The organism is Streptomyces sp. NBC_01515 (genome assembly GCF_045040345.1).
In the GTDB taxonomy this organism is placed as follows: domain Bacteria; phylum Actinomycetota; class Actinomycetes; order Streptomycetales; family Streptomycetaceae; genus Streptomyces.
On sequence record NZ_CP109416.1, the window covers coordinates 203,839 to 225,205 of the forward strand.

A 21,367-nucleotide genomic window follows, 5' to 3' on the forward strand; every position below is an offset into this window, starting at 1 on the left:
GGATCCACCGTGACCGCGCGGCCCCCGGCCTCCGCCGTCGTCGTTGCCCCCTCTCGTCGCAGGGTCCACGCCCCTGCCCCCTAGGAGTTGCCATGTCCTCCACCGAGTCCTCCGTACCGGCATCTGCCCGCATCATCGCCCTGGACGTCCTCGACGTGCGCTTCCCGACGTCCGAGCACCTGGACGGCTCGGACGCGATGAACCCCGAACCCGACTACTCCGCCGCCTACGTCGTCCTGCGCACCGACGCCCCCGACGGCCTGGAGGGCCACGCCCTGGCCTTCACCACCGGCCGCGGCAACGACGTCCAGGCCGCGGCCATCGCAGCCCTCGCCCCGCACGTGGTCGGCCTCTCGGTCGAAGAGGTCTGCGCCGACCTCGGCGCGTTCTCCCGCTCCCTGGTCCACGATCCCCAACTGCGCTGGCTCGGCCCGGAGAAGGGCGCCATCCACATGGCGACCGGCGCGGTCGTCAACGCCGCCTGGGACCTCGCCGCCAAGCGCGCAAGCAAGCCCGTCTGGCGCTTCCTCGGCGAGATGCCGTCCGAGGAACTGGTCGCCCAGGTCGACTTCCGCTGGCTCAGCGACGCCCTCACCCCCGAAGAGGCCCTGGAGATCCTCCAGCGTGCCGAACCCGGCCGCGAGGAGCGCATCGCCCAGTTGCTGGAGCGCGGTTACCCCGCCTACACCACCACCCCCGGCTGGCTCGGCTACTCCGACGAGAAGCTGGCCCGCCTGGCCCGCGAGGCCGTCGCGGACGGCTTCACCCAGATCAAGCTGAAGGTCGGCGCGTCCCTGGAGGACGACGTACGGCGGATGCGCGCAGCCCGTGAGGCGGTCGGGCCCGGCATCCGCATCGCTGTCGACGCCAACCAGAGATGGGACGTCCAGCCCGCGATCGACTGGATGCGCGAACTGGCCCCCTACGACCCGTACTGGATCGAGGAGCCCACCTCCCCCGACGACATCCTCGGCCACGCCGCCGTCCGCAAGGCCCTGAGCCCCATCAAGGTCGCCACCGGCGAGCACATCGCCAACCGGGTCGTCTTCAAACAGCTCCTCCAGGCCGGCGCGGTGGACATCGTACAGATCGACTCCGCCCGGGTCGGCGGCGTCAACGAGAACATCGCCATCCTGCTGCTCGCCGCGAAGTTCGGCGTCCCGGTCTGCCCGCACGCCGGCGGGGTCGGCCTGTGCGAGATGGTCCAGCACCTGTCGATGTTCGACTACATCGCCGTCTCCGGCACCCTCGAGGACCGCGTCATCGAATACGTCGACCACCTGCACGAACACTTCGTCGACCCCGTGCGCATCACCAACGGCCACTACCTCGCCCCCGCCCTTCCCGGGCTGAGCGCGCAGATGCACCAGGACTCCCTCAAGGAGTACACGTACCCCGACGGCCCCGTCTGGGCCGCCCGTGTCTGACAGCCGGCACCTGGTGGACGCCCACCATCATGTGTGGGACCTGGACCGCAGACCGCAGCCCTGGCTGGATGAGCCCGGCCACGAGCCCATCCGCCGCACCTTCGGCACGGCCGATCTGCGCTCGGCGGCGACCCGGCCGATCGCCGGACGGAAGCCCGCGAGCACGGTGGTCGTCCAGTGCGTGGCCTCCGTGTCCGAGACACGGGAACTGCTCGACCTGGCCGACGCCGACCCGCTGATCGGCGCGGTCGTCGGCTGGGTGGACCTCACCTCCCCGGCCGTCGCGGACACGCTCGACAACCTGCTCGCCGGACCCGGTGGCCCCTACCTCCGCGCCCTGCGCCACCTCGTGCAGAGCGAGTCGGACCCGGCGTGGCTGCAACGGCCTTCCGTGGAAAGAGGGTTGATGGCAGTGGGCGAGCGCCGACTGGCGTACGACGTCCTGATCCGCAGCCCACAGTTCGACCAGGCGGTCCACCTGGCGGAACGCTTCCCCGATCTGCCGATCGTCCTCGACCACGCGGGCAAGCCGCCCATCGCCCGGGGTGAACTGGGCCACTGGGAAAGGCAGTTGCGGACTCTGGCCGCGCACCCTCAGGTGCGCTGCAAGGTCTCGGGTCTGGTCACGGAGGCCGACCGGCCGAAGTGGACGACCAAGGACATCCGCCCGGTGTGGGACGTGCTGCTGTCCGCCTTCGGACCCGACCGGCTGATGTTCGGTTCCGACTGGCCGGTCTGTGTCCTCGCGGGCGGCTGGAACCAGTGGGCCGCCACCGTCGAGGAACTGCTCGCCGGCTGCTCCGCCACCGAGACCTCGGCGATCCTCGCCGACACCGCGACCGCCTTCTACCGCCTGAACCGCACTGCACCGCAAACCTCTGGAAGGAAGGAGGGAACACCATGCTCCTGACCCGTCTGCTGCACCCGGGGATCCTCGAAGCGCTGGCCGGCGCCGGCCACGGCGCCCGGGTGCTGCTCGCCGACGGCCACTACCCAGCGAGCACCGCGACCGGGGAACGCGCCCGCGTCATCCACCTCAACCTGGCGCCCGGCCTGCTGGACGTCACCACCGTGCTCGACGTCCTGCTGAGCGCTCTGCCGGTCGAGTCGGCCCAGGTGATGGTGCCACCCGGGCGCGAACCGGAACCGCCCGCCATTGCGCAGTACCGCGCCCTGCTGGCGCCCGTCCCGGTCGACACACTCGGCCGCTTCGAGTTCTACAACGCCGCCCGCTCCCCCGACCTGACGCTGGCGATCGTCACCGCCGACACCCGTACCTACGCCAACCTGCTGCTGACCATCGGTGTCCGCGCTGAAGGGACCCTGACCCCACGATGACACTCGCCGTCCGTTACCTATCCGCCCGCACCCTGGACACCGCCCCAGCCGAAACCTCCGCCCCTGGTCCCGGCGAGGTGGAGCTGGCGCCCGCCTATGTCGGGATCTGCGGCACCGACCTGCACATCTTCCACGGCGACATGGACGCCCGGGTGTCCACGCCCGCCGTCCTGGGGCACGAGATGTCCGGCCGGATCGTCCGCGTCGGCCCCGGCGTGGACGGCTGGGCACCCGGGGACGCCGTCACCGTGATGCCGCTGCGCTGGGACGACACCTGCCCGGCCTGTCTCAAAGGCCACCAGCACATCTGCCAGCACCTCGACTTCATCGGCATCGACTCCCCCGGCGCGATGCAGCAGCGCTGGACCGTGCCCGCCTCGACACTCATCCGGCTGCCCGACACCCTTCCCCTGGACCGGGCCGCGCTGGTCGAGCCCACGGCGGTCGCCGTGCACGACGTCGGCCGCGCCGAGGTCGCCGAGGGCGAGAAGGTCGTCGTGGTCGGCGGCGGACCCGTCGGCATCCTCATCGCGCTGGTCGCCCGGGCCGCCGGAGCCGACGTACGCATCGCCGAACTGAGCGCCTACCGGCGCGCGCTCGCCGAGGAGTCGGGGCTGACCGCCTGGGATCCGGCCGTCGACAACGTGGCCGAGCTGGTCCGCGAGTGGACCGCGGACGCGGGCGCGGACGTCGCCTTCGAGGTGTCCGGCGCCGCCGCCGGCGTCGACACGGCGGTCGAGGTGCTGGGCGTACGCGGCCGGCTGTGCCTGGTGGCCATCCACCCCCGGCCCCGCGAGATCAGCCTCCACCGCTTCTTCTGGCGCGAACTCACCCTCGTCGGCGCCCGGTTGTACGACCGCACGGACTTCGAGAAGGCGGTGACCCTCGTCGCCGACGGCACGATTCCGGCCGAGCGGCTCATCAGCAAGACCGTACCGCTCACCGAGGCGCCCGCCGCTTTCCAGGCGCTGGAGGCAGGCGGCGACGTGATGAAGATCCTCGTGGACTGCACCACCGACAACGCCCAGGGAGCCGCCGTATGAACGCCTTCGACCTCACCGGGAGGCTCGCCGTCGTCACCGGTGCCCGGCGCGGCATCGGCCGGGCCATGGCCCGCGGCCTCGCCGAGGCCGGCGCGGACATCATCGGCGTCAGCGCCAACCTGGAGGAATCCGGCAGCGCGGTGGAGAAGGACGTGCGTGCCGCGGGGCGTGCCTTCGAGGCGATCCGCACCGACTTCGCCGACCCCGCGGCCGTACGGGCCCTGGGCGCCGATCTCGCGGGACGCGAGCGGCCGGTGGACATCCTGGTCAACAACGCGGGCACCATCCGCCGCGCCCCGGCGGCCGAACACACCGACGCGGACTGGGAGCTGGTCCTCCAGGTCAACCTCAACGCACAGTTCGCGCTGACCCGCGCGGTGGGCACGGCGATGGTGGACCGCGGCCGGGGGAAGGTCATCTTCACGGCCTCGCTGCTCAGCTTCCAGGGCGGCATCAACGTCCCCGGCTACACCGCCGCCAAACACGGCATCACCGGACTGACCAAGGCACTGGCCAATGAATGGGCCCCCCACGGCGTCAACGTCAACGCCATCGCCCCCGGCTACATCGCCACCGACAACACGCACGCACTGCAGGTCGATCCGATCCGCAGCCGCGCGATCCTCAACCGCATCCCGGCCGGACGCTGGGGCACCGCCGACGACCTCACCGGCGCCACCGTCTTCCTCGCCTCCGACGCCGCCGCCTACCTCCACGGCGTCGTCCTGCCCGTCGACGGCGGATGGCTCGGCCGATGAACGACACCGACGGCCTGGCCTCCGTACTGGCCGGCGCCCGCATCATGCCGGTTCTGACCGTTCCGGATGCCGACACGGCCGTCCCGCTGACCGCGGCGCTCGTCGCGGGAGGCGCCCGCTGCGCCGAGGTCACCTTCCGCACCCCGCAGGCCGAGCGGGTTCTCAGGGCGATGGCGAAGCACGGCGGACTCACCGTCGGCGCCGGCACGGTCCTCACGCCCGAGCAGGCAGAACGGGCCGTGGCCGCCGGGGCCCGCTTCGTGGTCTGTCCCGGCTTCGACGAGGAAGTCGTCGCGATGTGCCGGAAGCTAGGTGTTCCGGTGGTGCCGGGTGTCGCCACCGCCACCGAGCTGATGAGGGCGTTGCGGGCCGGCATCGACACGGTCAAGCTCTTCCCCGCAGAACCCCTCGGCGGCCTGCCGACGCTGCGGGCGCTCGCCGCGCCGTTCCCCCGGGCGCGGTTCGTACCGACCGGCGGGATCGGCGCCGGTCTGCTGGCCGGCTACCTCGCCGAGCCCGCGGTCCTCGCCGTCGGCGGCAGCTGGATGGTCACCTCCGCGCACCTGGAACGGGGCGACTACGAGGGAATCCGCCGGCTGACCGCCCAGGCCGCGGAGAGGAGCACGCCGTGATCGACGTGGTGGCGCTCGGCGAGGTGATGCTCCGCCTGGACCCGGGCGAGGGACGGATCCGCACCGCCCGCACCTTCCAGGTCTGGGAGGGCGGCGGCGAGTACAACGTCGCACGCGGTCTGCGCCGCTGCTTCGGGTGGCATGCGGCCGTGGTGACCGCCCTGGCGGACAACGCGGTGGGCCGACTGGTCGAGGACCTGATCCTGCAGGGCGGAGTCGACACCTCGCTGATCCGCTGGGTGCCCGGCGACGGCGTCGGCCGCACCGCCCGCAACGGCCTGAACTTCGTCGAACGCGGCTACGGCATCCGCAGCGCACTCGGCGTCAGCGATCGCGCGCACACGGCCGTGTCCCAGTTGAAGAAGGGTGACGTGGACTGGGATGCGGTCTTCGCTGCCGGAGTGCGCTGGCTCCACACCGGCGGCATCTTCGCCGCCCTTTCGGACACCACCCTGGACGTCGCGGAGGAGGCCATGACGACGGCCCGCCGCCACGGCGTCACCGTCTCCTACGACCCCAACTACCGCCCCAGCCTCTGGGCCGGCCGGGGCGGCGCCGACGCCGCCCGCGAGGTCGACCTGCGGCTCGCCCGGCAGGCCGACGTCGTGGTGGGCGCCCTGGGCCTGGCCGGAACATGTCCGGGACAGGCACACATCGGGGCCGACGAAGTGACGGACGCCCTCACCGAGGTGGCGGGCCTGCTGCCCGAGGCGAGGCTGCTGGCGACGACCCTGCGCGAAGTGCCCTCAGCCGGGGTCAACGACTGGGCGTCGGCCGCCTGGTCACCCCAGACCGGCTTCGTCACCGGCCCCCGGATGCCAGGCCTGCACGTCCTGGACCGCATCGGCTCCGGCGACGGTTTCGCCGCCGGCCTCATCCACGGCCTGCTGGCCGGGGACGAGCGGCCGGGCCGGTTGACGACCGCCGGCCTCAAGCGGGCCCTCGCCTACGGCACCGCGCACGGCGCGCTCACGATGACCACCCCCGGGGACGTCTCCATGGCCTCACTCGCCGAGGTCGAAGCCCTCATGGCCGACAGCTCGGCCGCCGTCAGACGCTGACCTGCCGCCGAGCGGCCCGCGCCACCCGTACCCCCAAGTCGCCAGGAGCACCGTTGAGACATCGGACCGCCGGACGCCGGAAAATAACGAACACCGCTGTCGAGCTCACCGGCCTCGGCTTCGGGGCCTCCGTCCTGGGCAACCTGTACCGGGTCACCCCGGTCGAGGACGCGACCGCTGCGGTCGAAGCCGCCTGGGAAGCCGGCATCCGCTACTTCGACACGGCCCCGCACTACGGCCTGGGCCTGTCCGAGCTGCGCCTGGGCACCGCCCTGCGGCAGCGGCCCCGTGCCGAGTACGTCGTCTCCTCCAAGGTGGGCCGCCTCCTGGTCCCCAACGAACATCCGCGGGGCGTCGACAGCGAGGGCTTCGTCGTACGGGACGATCTGCGCCGCCAGTGGGACTTCAGCCGGGAGGGGGTGCTGCGCTCCATCGAAGCCACGTTGGACAGGACGGGCCTCGACCGCCTGGACGTCGTCTACCTGCACGACCCGGACGACCACTGGGAGCAGGCCGCCGACGAAGCCATGCCCGCCCTGGCGGAACTGCGCGACCAAGGAGTGATCGGTGCGATCGGCGCCGGCATGAACCAGTCGGCCATGCTCGCCCGCTTCCTGCGCGAGACCGCCGCCGACGTGGTGATGCTCGCCGGGCGCTACACGCTCCTCGACCAGTCGGCGCTGGACGACGTCCTGCCCGCCGCCGAGGAACTCGGCAAGAGCGTGGTGGCCGTCGGTGTGTTCAACTCGGGGCTGCTCTCCCGCGACCGGCCCGCCGAGGGCATGAAGTACGACTATCAGGATGCCCCGCCGCCTCTGGTCGCCCGCGCCCGGGCGATCGCCGACGTCTGCGCGGCACACGGGACGAGCCTGCCCAAGGCCGCGATCGCCTTCCCGCACACTCATCCCACTATCATCAACGTCACCCTCGGCATGCGGACTCCGGACCAGGTCAGGCGGAACGTGGAACTCCACCAGCAGCACATTCCCGACGGCCTCTGGGAGGATCTCCGTGCCCAAGGACTGATCAGGCCGGACGTGCCCGGCGCGGGCGCCGGGGCGAGGAGTTCGACGTGTCTCTGACGGACAAGGCCATCGATCGGATCCGTGAGCTCGTCCGCACGGGTGCGCTGCCTCCGGGATCGAAACTCCCCCCCGAAGCCGACCTGGCGGCCCAACTCGGTCTGTCCCGCAACCTCGCACGTGAGGCGGTCAAGGCACTGGCCGTGGCGCGGGTCCTGGAGGTCCGCCGGGGCGACGGTACCTACGTCACCAGCCTGCAGCCCAGCCTGCTCCTGGAGGGGCTCGGCGGCGCGGTGGAGCTCCTGCAGGGCGACTCGGCCGCCCTGCAGGATCTCATGGAGGTGCGTCGGCTCCTCGAACCCGTCGCCACCGCGCTGGCCGCCACCCGGATCTCCGACGATCAGCTGGCCGAAGTCAAAAGCCACCTGGACGCCATGCGCGAAGCCCGCGACAACGTCGAACTACTCAACTCGCACGACGCCGCCTTCCACCGCGCCGTAGTCGCCGCGACCGGCAACGAGACCCTGCTCACCCTCCTGGAGAGCGTCTCCGGTCGCACGCTGCGCGCGCGGATCTGGCGCGGTCTGGTCGACGACCAGGCCGCGGGCCGCACTCTCGCCGAGCACGAGGCGATCTACGCGGCCCTCGCCACCCGCGACTGCGCCCTCAGCCAGGCCGCCGCGCTACTGCACGTGAGCAACACCGAACAGGCTCTGAAGGAGCACCTCCGCTCAAGCCGGCCACTCCCCTTCCCGTCGCCGGCACAGAAGTGACGAACGGCGTCACACGCACGCCCCGCGTGAAGCCGCCTGCGCGGCGGGGCGACCGTACTGCCGTGCCCCGGCCCGTCCACAGGAACGCCGCAGGGTTCGGTTAGAAGCACGCGATCCGCCGGGATCTGTTCGTCGGCCCTGCCGAGGAACAGATCCCGGCGGTCACACACCGCGTCAGCACATCACGGCAGCGGCGGGTACGCGTTCTGGATCAGCTGCTGGAACTGGGCCGAGAACCAGTGTCCGGCCAGCGGCGAGTTCGCCAGCGCGCCCGTGGGGTTGTTGCCGTTGCGAGCGTTGCCGCCGTAGGTCGGGTCGCACATCCGGTCGAATCCCTTGCCCTCGTCGTTGGGGACGGCGGCACTGTTGCCGTCGGACTCTCCCGGCGGCTTGACCCACACGTAGGCGTCGATACCGGCGGCCGGAGCCGCGGTCGGCCGTTCCCCGATGCCTGCCCCGCTCTGGTTGCACCAGTTGCCGGCGTGGATCCGCCGGTCGACGCGGCTGCTGTCGACGTAGCCGTCCACGGTGGTCTGCGCTCCGGGTCCGGTGGGCCGGGCGGAGCCGCCCCAGCCGTTGCGTGAGGTGTCGATCAGCATGCCGAGTCCGGAGTTGAATCCGGACGCGACGAGCTTGTCGCGCAGCGCCTGGGCGAAGGACTGCTCGTCCACGTACTGGTTCCAGTCCACCCACTTCGACTGGCGTACGGTCTGTCCGTTCACCGTGTCGGTGACCTTGAGGTACGGCTCCTTGGTGGGGCTGTAGTTCGCGGTGTTGACGATGAAGCCGGCCACGTCGTTCACGCTCGCGCCGTTCGACGTCGCGACCTTGTGGAACTCCTGCACCGCGGGATCGAGGTTGCTGTCCCAGCCGAGCCAGCCGTGGTGGGCGGCGTCGATGTAGTTGTAGACGTTGGGGATGGCACCCAGCTTGTCCAGGGCGTAGCCGACGCCCTTCTCGTAGTTGCCGTTGGACTTCATGGTCACGCAGGCGTCCGTGGTGGTGGGAGTGCCGCCGGCGTTGGTGACCAGGTTGGGCAGCGAGTCGGGCTCGATGACGGTGGCGACCCGCAGGCCCGCGTACTTGGGGTCGGACAGGATCGACGCGATGGGGTCGATGTACTGGGACTTGTACTTGTCGAGGTCGTTGGGTCCGAGCTCGCCGTTGGAGGCGAGGGCGGCGCAGTCGCGGCCGGGCAGGTCGTAGATGACGAGCTGGACGACGAGGTCGCCGGAGCCCTTCTGCTTCAGGGCCTCGTCGAGGTGGGCGCGCAGGCCCATACCACCACTTACACCGTTGATGGCGGCGATGCGGTCGAGCCAGACGGCGGTGGGCTGGTCGGCGATGCGGCTGCCGCCCGGTTCGGCGGCCGCCTTGGCGGACCACTCGGGGTTCACGTACACCTTGGCGCCGGTGTAGGGGTTGTCGACGTGACTGCCGGTGTCGCCGCCTCCACCGCCTCCACCCGTACCGCCACCCGTACTTCCACCGGTGCCGCCGCCCGTACCGCCGCCGTTGTCGACGTTGCAGGCGACGCCGTCGAGCGTGAACGTGGCGGGCACGCTGTTGGTGCCGCTGTAGGAGCCGTTGAACCCGAAGCTGACCGAACCTCCGCTCGCCAGAGGGCCGTTGTAGCTCTCACTGGCGGCGGTGACGTCGGCACCGCTCTGGCTGAGCTTCGTGTTCCAGGCGTTCGTGACCTTCTGGTTGCCGGCATACGACCACTTCACCGACCAACTCGACTTGGCGGCCGCGTTGTTGGTGATGGTCACGGCAGCGGTGAAGCCGGTGTCCCACTGGCTCTGCACCTGGTAGTCGACGATGCAGGGGACGGACGAGGTGGCGGCGCCGGCCTGGCCGACAAGGAACGCCGACCCCGTCGTCCCGGCGACCAGCGCCACGGCGACGAGCAGCGATGTCCTGGTGTGACTCATGTGCGGGTGCTTCCTTCTCTCGTGGTGGACTTGTGGATGAAGACCGCGCGAACGGTCGCGCGAACCCCTGCCCGGGGCACGCGTGGCGTTCCAGTGATCGGTGAGCCGGCACGTCCGGCATCGCCTCGAATGCACCGCCGTCCTGCCGGCGCTTCGAGGCCTCCGTCGTACCGGGAGGGGACGCCTGGTCAGGCGCAGGGGCGCCCAGTCGTGCGCGAAGGGGCCGACCGCCGACTGAAGTTCCCTACGGTTCGAGGGACTTCATGCCCTGGGTCTCGTGGCGGGCCGCCAGGACACCGGCAGCGTCGACGCGGTTCGAGGTTTCGTTCCCGGGCTCGGTGACCGGCAGGGTGCGGAGAATGTGCGGCGCTCGCGAAGCGCGGCCGGGCGCTTGTGGATCGGTCGACTGCGCTGCCTCGGAATGCGTGTGCCCGGCGTACGCGGCCGTGTTTGCCCGGCCTGAGCACACCTTGCGGCACAGTGCGCGAGAGGGCGTCGCTGACTAAAAGTACTGAATGCGGGGGGTGTCGCATGAGCGAGTCCTTACAGCCTGGCGCGCCGCTACGGACGCGTCACTGATGGAACCGCTCCCACTGGTGGGGAGGAAGTTAGCGTCAACTGCCGAGGTTTCATAGGGTCCTTGCGAAACTTTTCGATCCATCGGCTCAGTTCGAACTTTGAACCTCTCAGCGTCTTGACCGCAGCCGCCTTCGTCTCCACGATGGGAGCGCTCCCACTGGATTCAGGCCTTGGCATCTCTCCGTGAGTCACGTGACGCGAGGAGGAACAGCACATGGATCCCGGACGCAAACGAAGAGCCGTGCGGCGGTTTTGGACCGCCGTCGCCGCCGCGTTCGCCCTGCCCCTGTCCATGCTCGCCACCGGCACGACCACCGCGAACGCGGCGACCGTGCAGTGCAGCGTCGACTACAAGACCAACGACTGGGGTTCCGGCTTCACCGCCGACCTCACCGTCACCAACCGCGGCACCGCCGCGATCGACGGCTGGACCCTGGCCTACGGCTACACGGGCAACCAGCAGCTCGCGAACGGGTGGAACGGCACCTGGTCGCAGGCCGGTCAGACCGTCACCGTCAAGAACGCCTCGTACAACGGGACCATCGCCCCGGGCGGCGCCGTGTCCGCGGGAGCGCAGTTCAGCTACAGCGGAACCAACGCCGCTCCGACGAACTTCACGGTCAACGGCACCAGTTGCACCGGCGCCCACCAGCCCCCGATCACCGTGCTGACCAGTCCAGCCGCCGGCGCCGTCTACTCGCGCGGGGACGCCGTGCCGCTCGCGGCGACGGCGGCGGCCGCAAACGGCGCGACGATCGGCAAGGTGGAGTTCTACGACGACACCACCCTGCTGGGTACCGACACCAGCGCGCCCTACACGTACGCCGCCTCCGGCTTGACCGTGGGAAGCCACTCGCTGACGGCCAAGGCGTATGACAGCCTGGGCGCGTCCGGGGAGTCCACCCCGGTCGGCATCACGGTCGCCGCGGGTCCCGCGGTCGTGGCCTCGGCCTCCCAAATCGCCGTCCAGCAGGGCAAGACGGCGACCTACGACGTGAAGCTCTCGACCCAGCCGTCGGCGAACGTGACCGTGACGACCGCCCGGACCGGCGGCAACACGGGCCTGTCGGTGACCGGCGGGGTCTCACTCGTCTTCACGCCGTCGAACTGGAACACCGGGCAGAAAGTGACCGTCACCGCGGACTCCTCCGGTACGGGGGCGGCGACCTTCGAGTCGACCGCGACCGGATACGGCACCGCGTCGGTGACAGTCACCCAGATCGCGACGTCCAAGACGTACGACGCCCGGTTCCTGGACCTCTACGGCAAGATCACCAACCCGGCGAACGGCTACTTCTCGCCCCAGGGCATCCCCTACCACTCGGTGGAGACCCTGATCGTCGAGGCGCCGGACCAGGGGCACGAGACGACGTCGGAGGCGTACAGCTATCTGCTGTGGCTGCAGGCGATGTACGGCAAGGTGACGGGCGACTGGTCGAAGTTCAACGGTGCCTGGGCTCTCATGGAGAAGTACATGATCCCGACCCACGCCGACCAGCCGACCAGCTCCTTCTACAACGCCTCGAAACCGGCGACGTACGCGCCCGAACTGGACACCCCGAACGAGTATCCGGCGAAGCTCGACACCTCGGTGCCGGTCGGCTCGGACCCGCTCGCGGGCGAGCTGAAGTCGACCTACTCCACGGACGACGTCTACGGCATGCACTGGCTCCAGGACGTCGACAACACCTACGGCTACGGCGACACGCCGGGCGGCGGGTGCGAGGCGGGGCCGACCGCGAGCGGGCCGTCGTACATCAACACCTTCCAGCGCGGACCGCAGGAGTCCGTGTGGGAGACGGTGCCGCAGCCGACCTGCGACGCCTTCAAGTACGGCGGTACGAACGGGTACTTGGACCTCTTCACCGGCGACTCCTCGTACGCCAAGCAGTGGAAGTACACCGACGCGCCGGACGCCGACGCGCGGGCCGTGCAGGCCGCGTACTGGGCCGACGTGTGGGCCAAGGAGCAGGGCAAGGGCTCCGACGTCTCCACGACCGTCGGCAAGGCAGCGAAGATGGGCGACTACCTGCGCTACGCCATGTACGACAAGTACTTCAAGAAAATCGGCAACTGCGTCGGACCGTCCACCTGCCCGGCAGGCACCGGCAAGGACGCCTCGGACTACCTGCTGTCCTGGTACTACGCCTGGGGCGGCTCCGCCGACACCACCGGAGGCTGGGCCTGGCGGATCGGATCCAGCTACGCCCACAGCGGCTACCAGAACCCGCTCGCCGCGTACGCGCTCAGCGCCGACGCCGATCTGAAGCCCAAGTCGGCGACGGGGGCCACCGACTGGGGCAAGTCGCTCCAGCGGCAACTGGAGTTCTACCGCTGGCTCCAGTCGGACGAAGGCGCGATAGCCGGCGGATCGACCAACAGCTGGGCAGGACGCTACGCGACCCCGCCGGCCGGGACGTCGACCTTCTACGGCATGTACTACGACCAGCAGCCCGTCTATCACGACCCGCCGTCCAACCAGTGGTTCGGATTCCAGGCGTGGTCGATGGAACGGGTCGCCGAGTACTACCAGCAGACCGGGGACCCGCAGGCCAAGACGGTCCTCGACAAGTGGGTCAAGTGGGCGCTGTCGAAGACGACCGTCAACCCGGACGGCACCTACCAGATTCCCTCCACCCTCCAGTGGTCGGGCCAGCCCGACACCTGGAACGCGTCAAGTCCCGGCGCCAACAGCGGACTTCACGTCACCGTCGCCGACTACACCAACGACGTCGGCGTGGCGGCCGCGTACGCCAAGACCCTGACGTACTACGGCTCCAAGTCCGGTGACGCGAAGGCGAAGTCGACGGCCAAGGCACTGCTCGACGGGATATGGGGCAACTACCAGGACAGCCTCGGTATCGCCGTTCCGGAGACCCGCACCGACTACAGCAGGTTCAACGACCCGGTCTACGTACCGAGCGGCTGGACCGGCAAGATGCCAGGCGGCGAAGCGATCAACTCATCCTCGACGTTCGCCTCGCTCCGGGCCTTCTACAAGAACGACCCGGCCTGGTCGAAGGTCGAGGCCTATCTCAAGGGCGGCGCCGCACCCGTCTTCACCTACCACCGGTTCTGGGCCCAGGCGGACATCGCCCTGGCCATGGGCTCGTACGCGGAGCTGCTTGAGTAGCCCCCCGCCGGCACTCCGCGTACGGACCCCGTCACCAGACGACGGGGTCACCGGCCGGGCGGTTCCCCACCCCCTGGGGGGCCGCCCGGCCATCCCAAGACCAGTTCGGGCCACCCGTCGAACGCCCGACATTCCCCTGTGCGAACGCAGATCACCAGGGCCTGGCAGCTCGCTCCGTTTATGACCACCGGCGGAGAACGCCCACACCTCCCCAACCAGAACGGGAGCGCTCCCAATCCATGGGGGCAGGACAACAGCCCGTAACTATGCCACTGGTGAATTCGTGTGCTCACCCCATCCGGCCGGTAAGATCGGTAATCTCTTGGGGGAGGTGGTCATGGGCAGGCGACGCCCGGGGGCACCGACGCTGGAGGAGGTGGCCGTCCATGCGCGGGTGGGACGGGGCACGGTCTCCCGTGTCATCAACAACGCGGCGGGTGTGAAGGATTCGACGCGCCGGGCCGTACAGCAGGCCATCGAGGAACTGGGCTATGTGCCCAATCTCGCGGCCCGCTCCCTGGCCGGTCGGCGGGCAGACGCCGTCGCCCTGGTCATGACGGAGCCGGACTGGCGGCAGTTCGCGGAGCCCTTCTTCTCCGAGATCGTCAACTCGCTCGGAAACGCGCTGACAGACACCGGAATACAACTGCTGCTGACCCTGGTGCGCTCGGACACCGAACGGCAGCGCTTCCTCGAGTACGCGCGCGGCGGCCGGGTCGACGGCGTCCTCCTGATGTCCGTGCACGCCGGCGACCCCCTGCCCGACATGCTCGCCGAGGCCCGGCTGCCGACCGTGCTGCTGGGGCGCCGTTCCGGGGAGGAGTACGTCAGCTACGTCGACGCGGACAACATCGGCGGCGCCCGCAGCGCCGTCTCCCACCTGGCCAAACGGGGCCGCAGGGTCATCGCCACCATCACCGGGCCGCTCGACCTGTACGCCGCCCAGTGCCGGCTGCGCGGTTATGAGGAGGCCCTCAAACTCGCGGGCCTGAAGAGCCTGCCGACCCTTGTCGCCGAAAGCGACTTCACGACGGACAGCGGACGCCGCGCCATGGCCGAGCTCCTCGAACGGCATCCGGAGATCGACGGTGTCGTCGCCGCGTCGGACACCACGGCCGCGGGGGCTCTGGAGGCGCTGCGCGCGGCCGGACGCCGGGTGCCCGAGGACGTCGCCGTGATCGGCTTCGACGACTTTCCGCTGGCCCAGCAGACCGCACCACGGCTGACGACGGTGCGTCAGCCGATCGAGGAGATCGGGCGGGCCATGATCCGGCTGCTCCTGGAGGAGATGGAGGAGGGCGCCGTGGCCTGGCGTCACGTCATCCTCCGTACGGAGCTCGTGGTCCGCGACTCGACCTGACGTCCGTCGCCGCATCCGCCGGGGAACGCACCGCGGGTCGGCGCACTGTGTCTCGTCCCCGTGTCCGACCTGCGACTCAGAAATCGCTTCGACGGGTTCACGCTCACAGTCTTGTCATGGACCTGAACCATCCCTACAGTCCTGCCGAGCCAAGTTTTGGGAGCGCTCCCATTCATTTAGCCGCAGGAGCACTCCCCCACCACCCCCATCCCTCGGAAGAGGATCCGCATGCGTCCTTCAACGCACCATGCCCGCAGCGCGCGTGGCCTGCTCGGCGCGCTGCTCACCTCGCTCGTCTCGCTCGCCGCGCTTCTGACCACAGCGCCGGCGGCACAGGCCGACACCACGATCTGCCAGCCCTTCGGAACGACGACCATCCAGGGCCGCTACGTGGTCCAGAACAACCGCTGGGGCACCAGCTCCGCCCAGTGCATCACCGCGACCGACTCGGGATTCAGGATCACCCAGGCCGACGGATCCGTCCCCACGAACGGCGCTCCGAAGTCGTACCCGTCCGTCTACAACGGCTGCCACTACACCAACTGCTCGCCCGGCACCAACCTTCCCGCGCAGCTCAGCGCCGTCTCCACCGCGCCGTCGAGCATCTCCTACAGCTATGTGAACGACGCGGTGTACGACGCCGCGTACGACATCTGGCTCGACCCCACGCCACGCACCGACGGCGTCAACAGGACCGAGATCATGATCTGGTTCAACAAGGTCGGATCCATCCAGCCCATCGGATCCCCGGTCGCCACCGCCAGCGTGGGCGGGCGCGACTGGCAGGTGTGGTCCGGCAACAACGGCTCGAACGACGTGCTGTCGTTCGTCGCGCCGTCGGCGGTCACCAGCTGGTCCTTCGACGTCATGGACTTCGCCCGGCAGGCCGTCTCGCGCGGACTCGCGCAGAACAACTGGTATCTGACGAGCGTTCAGGCCGGGTTCGAGCCCTGGCAGAACGGCGCGGGGCTCGCCGTGACCTCGTTCTCCTCCGCCGTGAACACCGGGTCCTCCGGCGGTGGCCCGGGCAACCCGGGCGACCCCGGCGGCTCCACGTCCTGCAAGGTGGCGTACGCGACGAACGTCTGGCCGGGCGGCTTCACCGCGGACGTCGCCATCACCAACACCGGCTCCTCCCCCGTCAACGGCTGGCAGCTCGCGTTCGCCCTTCCTTCCGGGCAGCGGATCACCAACTCCTGGAACGCGAACCTGTCCTCGTCGTCAGGAGCCGTCACGGCGAGCAACGTGGCCTACAACGGCCAGATCGCGGCCGGTGGCCAGGTGACCTTCGGGCTCCAGGGAACTACCGACGGAACCTTCGCCAGCCCCGCCGGCTTCAGCCTCAACGGGAACGCCTGCACCACCGCGTAACACACCTTCAGCCTCCGGGCCCGACCACCGCCAAGCCGACGGGCTGGGCCCGGAGGTCACACGGAACGCCCCTTCCGGTACCGAGCACCTTGGAGTACCGACAGACACGCGCTCGCCTTCGGCACCGCCAAACATTAAATGACAAAACGGACATGCACAATGAGCCGGAGTAATCACGCCTGCAGGTCAATCACTGATCCGCGCCGTGGCCGCCCCACCTCCCCAGCTCCACAGATCGAGGTATGTCATGCATGGGTCCGATCTGAGTCGGCGTGCCGTTCTCGCGGGGAGCGCGGCCGCCGCCGCACTCGCCGGTCTCTCCTCGCTCCAGGGCCGTGCCCAGGCCGCGGAATCCGCGCACGGCGCGGCAACCGCAGCGTCGCCCTACAACTGGCGCAACGTGTTCATCGGCGGCACCGGATTCGTCACCGGCGTGGTGTTCCACCCCGCCGCACGGGGGCTCGCCTACGCCCGTACCGACATGGGTGGCGCCTACCGCTGGGACGACAGCGCGGCCCGCTGGGTCCCGCTGCTGGACTGGCTCAGCCAGGACGACCAGAACCTCCTCGGTGTCGAGTCCCTGGCCATCGACCCCGCCAAGCCGGACCGCCTCTACCTGGCTCTCGGCACCTACGCACAGTCGTGGGCGGGCAACGGCGCGTTCCTGCGCTCCGACGACCGCGGGGCCACCTGGACCCGTACCAACCTCAGTGTGAAGCTCGGATCCAACGAGGACGGCCGGGGCACGGGCGAGCGCCTCCTCGTGGACCCGCGCAACAGTGACACCCTGTGGCTGGGCACCCGCCACGACGGCCTCCTCAAGTCGACGGACCGGGGCAACACCTGGGCCGCCGCGCCGGGCTTCCCGCCCAAGCCCAACGCCTCCGGCCAGGGCGTCACCGTCCTCGTCGCCGCCGAGCGCACCCTGTACGCGGGCTGGGGTGACGGCGACGGCACCTCGTCCGCGACCACCCTGTACAGCACCGCCGACGGCACCAAGTGGGTACCCGTCGCCGGGCAGCCGGCCGGGCCCGCGGCCAAGATGCCGATGCGAGCCGCGTACGACAGCCGCGCCAAGGAGCTGTACGTGACGTACGCCGACGCGCCCGGCCCCAACGGCCAGTCCAACGGCAGCGTGCACAAACTGGCCGTCACCACCGGTACGTGGACCGATGTCACCCCGGTGAAGCCCGGCGGCACCGACGGCTTCGGATACGGCGGGGCGGCCGTCGACGCCCAGCGCAGCGGCACCGTCGTCGTCACCACCAACAACCGCTGGTCGTCGGGCGACACCCTGTTCCGCACCACCGACGGGGGCCGCACCTGGACCTCCCTCGAGGACTCGGCGACCATCGACGTGTCGGAGACCCCCTACCTCAAGTGGGGCAAGGCCGCGCCGACGTTCGGCTGGTGGATCCAGATGGCCGCCATCGACCCGTTCGACTCCCAGCACATCGTCTACGGCACCGGCGCCACGCTCTACGGCACCCGCGACCTGAAGAAGTGGGCCCCGCAGATCCGTGGCCTGGAGGAGACGTCGGTGCTCTTCCTGATCTCGCCCCCGACCGGCCAGGCACACCTGCTCAGCGGCTCACGGGACATCGGCACGCTCTACCACGACAAGCTCACGGCGTCTCCGGCCGGCGGCCTGGCGACCAACCCCATCTTCGGCACGGCGACGGGCATCGCACAGGCCGCGAACAAGCCGTCCTACGTGGTCCGCACGGGAATGGGTGACAACGGCAACGGCGCCTACTCGAACGACGGCGGGCAGACCTGGACACCCTTCAAGTCCCAGCCCGCCATCGCCAAGGAGGCACCGGGACCGATCGCCACCACCGCCGACGGCACCGTGCTGGTGTGGTCCTTCATCCACTGGGACGGCACGAAGCACCCGACCCAGCGCTCCACGGACAACGGCGCCACCTGGTCGGAGATCTCCTCGTTCCCCGCCGGCGCCACACCGGTGGCGGACCCGGCCGACCCCAAGGTCCTGTACGCGTTCGACACCGCCACGGGAAAGCTGCTCGCCAGCACCGACAAGGGGCTGACGTTCGCGGCCCGGGCCACCGGACTCCCCTCCGGCGACGGCGGGTACCAGCTGGCCGTGGCACCGGGACGCTCCGGTGACCTGTGGCTCAGCACCAAGGGCAACGGACTGTTCCGCTCCACCGACGGCGGCAAATCCTTCACGAAGATCACGAGCTGCCAGGCCTCGTACACGCTCGGCTTCGGTGCGGCGGCCGACGGATCCTCCTTCCTCTCGGTCTACCAGGTCGCCACCGTGGGAGGCGTCACCGGCGTCTACCGCTCAGACGACGCCGCGAAAACCTGGCTGCGCATCAACGACGACCAGCACCAGTGGGCCTGGATCGGCCAGGCCATCACCGGGGACCCCCGGGTCCACGGCCAGGTGTACCTGGCCACCAACGGCCGCGGTGTCCAGTTCGGCCAACCGGCCTGACACGCGAACACCACCGCGGCCGGAGCCGGATGAGCCGACTGTTGCCCCTGCAAGCGCTCCGCTCGCAGGGGCTCGGTGTCGGTGGACGGAGTCGGTGCCGGGCTGACTGGACCCGCGTCGGCCGCACGACGTCCGGCCGCAAAGCGATCCACGGTGCCTCTCAGCCGACGGGACCTCTACCCGAAGCAGGCCGTAGCCAGCCGGCCTGAGCGAGCTCCACTGCTGCGGGCGGCTGCCCTTGGGTGTGTGCGTGTCCGCCGGGTCGAGTACCGCGTCGGGGCAGGGCCGAGCGTAGCCGAGGCCACCGCGTCCAGTGCAGGAAGGAGTCCAGGAACGGAGCGCCTGCCCGTCAGCTCAAGCCGGCTCAAATCAGCCGGTCCTTGGCGGCGGCCGGGATCTCTCCGTGGCGCAAGCCGCGGGCGCTCTTGCCGTCCACCGCGAGGGTCTCGGCCCCGGCCAGATCGGATCCGAGCAGGTCGGCCAGACCGCCGGGACAAGCAGCATTCAGCACCCGGCGGATGGTTGCCGCACTCGGTGCGATCCGCACATCGAAGACTGTCGCGACGCGGGTGCCGAGCCTGGCGAACGCGTCCCGCGGGCGCTTCGTGCCCACTGGCCGATCGCGGCAAGGGAACGCGCCCCGGTCAGCACCGCCGAGCAGGCCACCAGCAGCACACTCACGAACGAGTGACGCTTCCCGCGCCGATGCCGCGGATCGGCCAGGGTCCGCAGCCGAAGGGCCAGCGGCCCGACCAACCGGTGCTGACGGGTGGGCGAGTTGATCAGACAGATGCTGCAGACTGACGGCACATCGAAGCTCCGGGCGGTGCAGGCGACTTGATCGGTCACCGGCATCAACCGGAGCTTCGTTGCGTACGGACCGGGCCGACCACGCAACGTCATACCGTCGCGACCTGCACACTCACGTGATCAACGAGACTTTGAAACCGCCCTGCGCAAGGCCCGGGATGCGACATGCCAACAGGGCAGTAACTAACCATCAGGATTTCTGGCGCATCACATTAGGGATGGATACCGGAGGGCCCGAGCACGCCGTAGTCGGCACGTAGCGATTCGAGCATGGCGAAGGCGTTGTCGGTCGTGTAGACGTCGGCCCCGGCCAGTATTCCGGTGTACTTGGCGGTGACGGGAAGGGCCGCCTGCTCGGCAAGGGCGTCGAAGTAGGTCTTGAAGATCGCCCAGGCATTCCCCGAGGGCCCGTACCTGTCGAAGAACGGGGCGGGGTCCAGGGAATCGTAGGTGGCCCGGGTGCTCGCGTCGAGGTCGGCGACGTACTGCTGCTGCAGGTCGGCGTCGGAGCGGACGCCGAGGCGGCCTAGGTGGCCGCCTACCAGGGTCTTCCACGGGTAGCGCATCGCCTCGTCGTGCGCGGTCACCCAGCCGCGGATGTCCTGGGAGACGGCCAAGCCGGTGAACGGCACCCAGCCGGGATAGAACACGTCCACAACCATCAGTGTTTCCTGGTCGGGTGCGTGGATGAAGATGTTGTCGTACGTGTGGTTAGGACCGTGGTAGGCGAGTTCGAGGCGCTCGCCACCGACTCGCAGGGTGTAGTGGTCGTCGAAGGTCACCGTCGGCGCCGGCCGGTTGGGGTCCGCGTCGATGAGCAGCAGGCGACGGGTCTCGGTGTGGCCGATGCGGACGACATCCTTGCCCAGGATGGCGGAGGCCGCGATGTGATCGGCGTGGGAGTGGGAGTAGACCTGGTGAGTCACCTTGCTGGGTCGACCGTTGGCCCTGGTGACGTCGTCGATGGCGCGCAGCAGGTTGTGGCCGATGCTCGGCGGTGCGTCGACGAGTACGACCCCGTCGCGTGTGCTCAGGAACATGGGCTGGTAGGAGGAGTCGGTGACCCAGTACAGGTTGCCCTTGATGCGGCCGACGAAATAGCCGTCGGCGTTGAGCGCGGGTCCCAGCGCGCTCCTCGGCACCGGCGCGAACTCGGGCAGGTCGGAAGCCTCTGCTGCGGCTGCGGTGCCTGGCAGTGTGCCGCCGATTAAAGTGGCTGCGGCGGGCACTGCGGCGGCGGCCAGCGTCCGCTTGAGGAATGTGCGTCGGGCGTCGGACTGCTGTGGCTCCGTTGTCATCGTCTTGCTCCTTTGTGAGATGTGTGTGGGTTGCCCTTGGAAGAGGCCAGTTGTACCGGGCAGCCTGCGGATACCGGGAAGGCGGCTTCGTGGCGACGATGTGTCATGCCTGCCGCGCCTCCGTCCGCAGGGAGACCAGTGCGAACGCGGTGATACCGGTGCCGGTCACGGTCGTGTGGTGGCCGTGGAGATCGAGGGTTCGAGGCTCGGTCCGATCACCTGCCGACCGGCTCGGAGTGTCCATCTGTCGGCGGTCATGCAATTGGTTCTGACCGTCGACACCGCTGAGCGCGGCGTTCGGTTGGTTCTGCTGGCGACGAACGGCCGCTGAGCGAACTCCTGTTGCGTGGGTGTGGTCCCGCCG

The 21,367-nt window shown here is 69.8% G+C and carries 17 protein-coding genes; 13 read left to right on the top strand and 4 right to left on the bottom strand.

The genetic code is table 11. From position 1 onward, the window contains the following. Positions 1 to 92 precede the first annotated feature (92 nt). Genes OG407_RS00880 through OG407_RS00920 form a run of 9 tightly spaced genes read left to right on the top strand, consistent with a single transcriptional unit; the run spans position 93 to position 8,054 of the window. Positions 93 to 1,427 carry an L-fuconate dehydratase gene (locus tag OG407_RS00880; RefSeq protein WP_405854006.1) on the top strand — a complete coding sequence of 445 codons (1,335 nt, stop codon included), beginning with the start codon at positions 93 to 95 and terminating at the stop codon, positions 1,425 to 1,427. After that, positions 1,420 to 2,337, top strand: coding sequence for an amidohydrolase family protein (locus OG407_RS00885; protein WP_405854008.1), 918 nt, complete (start codon positions 1,420 to 1,422; stop codon positions 2,335 to 2,337). The genes OG407_RS00880 and OG407_RS00885 overlap by 8 nt, the downstream gene beginning before the upstream one ends. Further along, complete coding sequence (locus OG407_RS00890; RefSeq protein ID WP_329353089.1) at positions 2,328 to 2,765, top strand: RbsD/FucU family protein; 438 nt, start codon at positions 2,328 to 2,330, stop codon at positions 2,763 to 2,765. The genes OG407_RS00885 and OG407_RS00890 overlap by 10 nt, the downstream gene beginning before the upstream one ends. Continuing rightward, on the top strand, positions 2,762 to 3,808 hold the full coding sequence (locus OG407_RS00895; protein ID WP_329353088.1) for an alcohol dehydrogenase catalytic domain-containing protein: 1,047 nt from the start codon (positions 2,762 to 2,764) through the stop codon (positions 3,806 to 3,808). The genes OG407_RS00890 and OG407_RS00895 overlap by 4 nt, the downstream gene beginning before the upstream one ends. After that, positions 3,805 to 4,566 (top strand): SDR family NAD(P)-dependent oxidoreductase, encoded by a 762-nt coding sequence (locus OG407_RS00900; RefSeq protein ID WP_405854011.1) that lies wholly within the window; start codon positions 3,805 to 3,807, stop codon positions 4,564 to 4,566. The genes OG407_RS00895 and OG407_RS00900 overlap by 4 nt, the downstream gene beginning before the upstream one ends. Next, entirely contained in the window at positions 4,563 to 5,198 is a 636-nt protein-coding gene (locus tag OG407_RS00905; protein WP_405854013.1) for a bifunctional 4-hydroxy-2-oxoglutarate aldolase/2-dehydro-3-deoxy-phosphogluconate aldolase, read from the top strand. Before OG407_RS00900 ends, OG407_RS00905 begins: the two co-directional genes overlap by 4 nt. Continuing rightward, positions 5,195 to 6,259, top strand: coding sequence for a sugar kinase (locus tag OG407_RS00910; protein ID WP_405854015.1), 1,065 nt, complete (start codon positions 5,195 to 5,197; stop codon positions 6,257 to 6,259). The genes OG407_RS00905 and OG407_RS00910 overlap by 4 nt, the downstream gene beginning before the upstream one ends. A gap of 53 nt (positions 6,260 to 6,312) precedes the next feature. Then, positions 6,313 to 7,341 carry an aldo/keto reductase gene (locus tag OG407_RS00915; protein ID WP_405854017.1) on the top strand — a complete coding sequence of 343 codons (1,029 nt, stop codon included), beginning with the start codon at positions 6,313 to 6,315 and terminating at the stop codon, positions 7,339 to 7,341. Further along, positions 7,332 to 8,054, top strand: coding sequence for a FadR/GntR family transcriptional regulator (locus OG407_RS00920; protein WP_405854018.1), 723 nt, complete (start codon positions 7,332 to 7,334; stop codon positions 8,052 to 8,054). The genes OG407_RS00915 and OG407_RS00920 overlap by 10 nt, the downstream gene beginning before the upstream one ends. A gap of 182 nt (positions 8,055 to 8,236) precedes the next feature. Here OG407_RS00920 and OG407_RS00925 read toward each other — a convergent pair whose 3' ends face one another. Continuing rightward, positions 8,237 to 9,988 carry a glycoside hydrolase family 6 protein gene (locus OG407_RS00925; RefSeq protein WP_405854020.1) on the bottom strand — a complete coding sequence of 584 codons (1,752 nt, stop codon included), beginning with the start codon at positions 9,986 to 9,988 and terminating at the stop codon, positions 8,237 to 8,239. Positions 9,989 to 10,781: 793 nt separating this feature from the next. Between OG407_RS00925 and OG407_RS00930 the strand changes: the two genes are divergently transcribed. The 4 genes from OG407_RS00930 (at position 10,782) to OG407_RS00945 (ending at position 18,895) form a co-directional block, all read left to right on the top strand. Further along, on the top strand, positions 10,782 to 13,700 hold the full coding sequence (locus OG407_RS00930) for a glycoside hydrolase family 48 protein (RefSeq protein WP_405854022.1): 2,919 nt from the start codon (positions 10,782 to 10,784) through the stop codon (positions 13,698 to 13,700). 337 nt (positions 13,701 to 14,037) lie between these two features. Then, entirely contained in the window at positions 14,038 to 15,060 is a 1,023-nt protein-coding gene (locus OG407_RS00935; RefSeq protein WP_405854024.1) for a LacI family DNA-binding transcriptional regulator, read from the top strand. A 228-nt stretch (positions 15,061 to 15,288) separates the two neighbouring features. Continuing rightward, positions 15,289 to 16,431: a GH12 family glycosyl hydrolase domain-containing protein gene (locus OG407_RS00940; protein ID WP_405854026.1), complete on the top strand. Its 1,143-nt coding sequence runs from the start codon at positions 15,289 to 15,291 to the stop codon at positions 16,429 to 16,431. Between the two features lie 247 nt (positions 16,432 to 16,678). Further along, positions 16,679 to 18,895: a 1,4-beta-glucanase gene (locus tag OG407_RS00945; RefSeq protein WP_405854028.1), complete on the top strand. Its 2,217-nt coding sequence runs from the start codon at positions 16,679 to 16,681 to the stop codon at positions 18,893 to 18,895. Between the two features lie 364 nt (positions 18,896 to 19,259). Here OG407_RS00945 and OG407_RS00950 read toward each other — a convergent pair whose 3' ends face one another. The 3 genes from OG407_RS00950 to OG407_RS00960 all read right to left on the bottom strand — a co-directional run bounded on the left by OG407_RS00950 (position 19,260) and on the right by OG407_RS00960 (position 21,003). Next, positions 19,260 to 19,508, bottom strand: a complete 249-nt coding sequence (locus tag OG407_RS00950) for a hypothetical protein (RefSeq protein ID WP_405868992.1) — start codon at positions 19,506 to 19,508, stop codon at positions 19,260 to 19,262. Further along, positions 19,400 to 19,798, bottom strand: a complete 399-nt coding sequence (locus tag OG407_RS00955) for a transposase family protein (protein ID WP_405854030.1) — start codon at positions 19,796 to 19,798, stop codon at positions 19,400 to 19,402. Before OG407_RS00955 ends, OG407_RS00950 begins: the two co-directional genes overlap by 109 nt. 119 nt (positions 19,799 to 19,917) lie before the next feature. After that, positions 19,918 to 21,003: an MBL fold metallo-hydrolase gene (locus OG407_RS00960; protein WP_405854032.1), complete on the bottom strand. Its 1,086-nt coding sequence runs from the start codon at positions 21,001 to 21,003 to the stop codon at positions 19,918 to 19,920. Positions 21,004 to 21,367 lie beyond the last annotated feature (364 nt).

Coding starts and splice junctions, on each gene's coding strand:
- OG407_RS00880 (WP_405854006.1), top strand. CDS start 93: ATGTCCTCCACCGAGTCCTCCGTACCGGCATCTGCCCGCATCATCGCC.
- OG407_RS00890 (WP_329353089.1), top strand. CDS start 2,328: ATGCTCCTGACCCGTCTGCTGCACCCGGGGATCCTCGAAGCGCTGGCC.
- OG407_RS00895 (WP_329353088.1), top strand. CDS start 2,762: ATGACACTCGCCGTCCGTTACCTATCCGCCCGCACCCTGGACACCGCC.
- OG407_RS00900 (WP_405854011.1), top strand. CDS start 3,805: ATGAACGCCTTCGACCTCACCGGGAGGCTCGCCGTCGTCACCGGTGCC.
- OG407_RS00905 (WP_405854013.1), top strand. CDS start 4,563: ATGAACGACACCGACGGCCTGGCCTCCGTACTGGCCGGCGCCCGCATC.
- OG407_RS00925 (WP_405854020.1), bottom strand. CDS start 9,988: ATGAGTCACACCAGGACATCGCTGCTCGTCGCCGTGGCGCTGGTCGCC.
- OG407_RS00930 (WP_405854022.1), top strand. CDS start 10,782: ATGGATCCCGGACGCAAACGAAGAGCCGTGCGGCGGTTTTGGACCGCC.
- OG407_RS00935 (WP_405854024.1), top strand. CDS start 14,038: ATGGGCAGGCGACGCCCGGGGGCACCGACGCTGGAGGAGGTGGCCGTC.
- OG407_RS00940 (WP_405854026.1), top strand. CDS start 15,289: ATGCGTCCTTCAACGCACCATGCCCGCAGCGCGCGTGGCCTGCTCGGC.
- OG407_RS00945 (WP_405854028.1), top strand. CDS start 16,679: ATGCATGGGTCCGATCTGAGTCGGCGTGCCGTTCTCGCGGGGAGCGCG.
- OG407_RS00955 (WP_405854030.1), bottom strand. CDS start 19,798: ATGACGTTGCGTGGTCGGCCCGGTCCGTACGCAACGAAGCTCCGGTTG.
- OG407_RS00960 (WP_405854032.1), bottom strand. CDS start 21,003: ATGACAACGGAGCCACAGCAGTCCGACGCCCGACGCACATTCCTCAAG.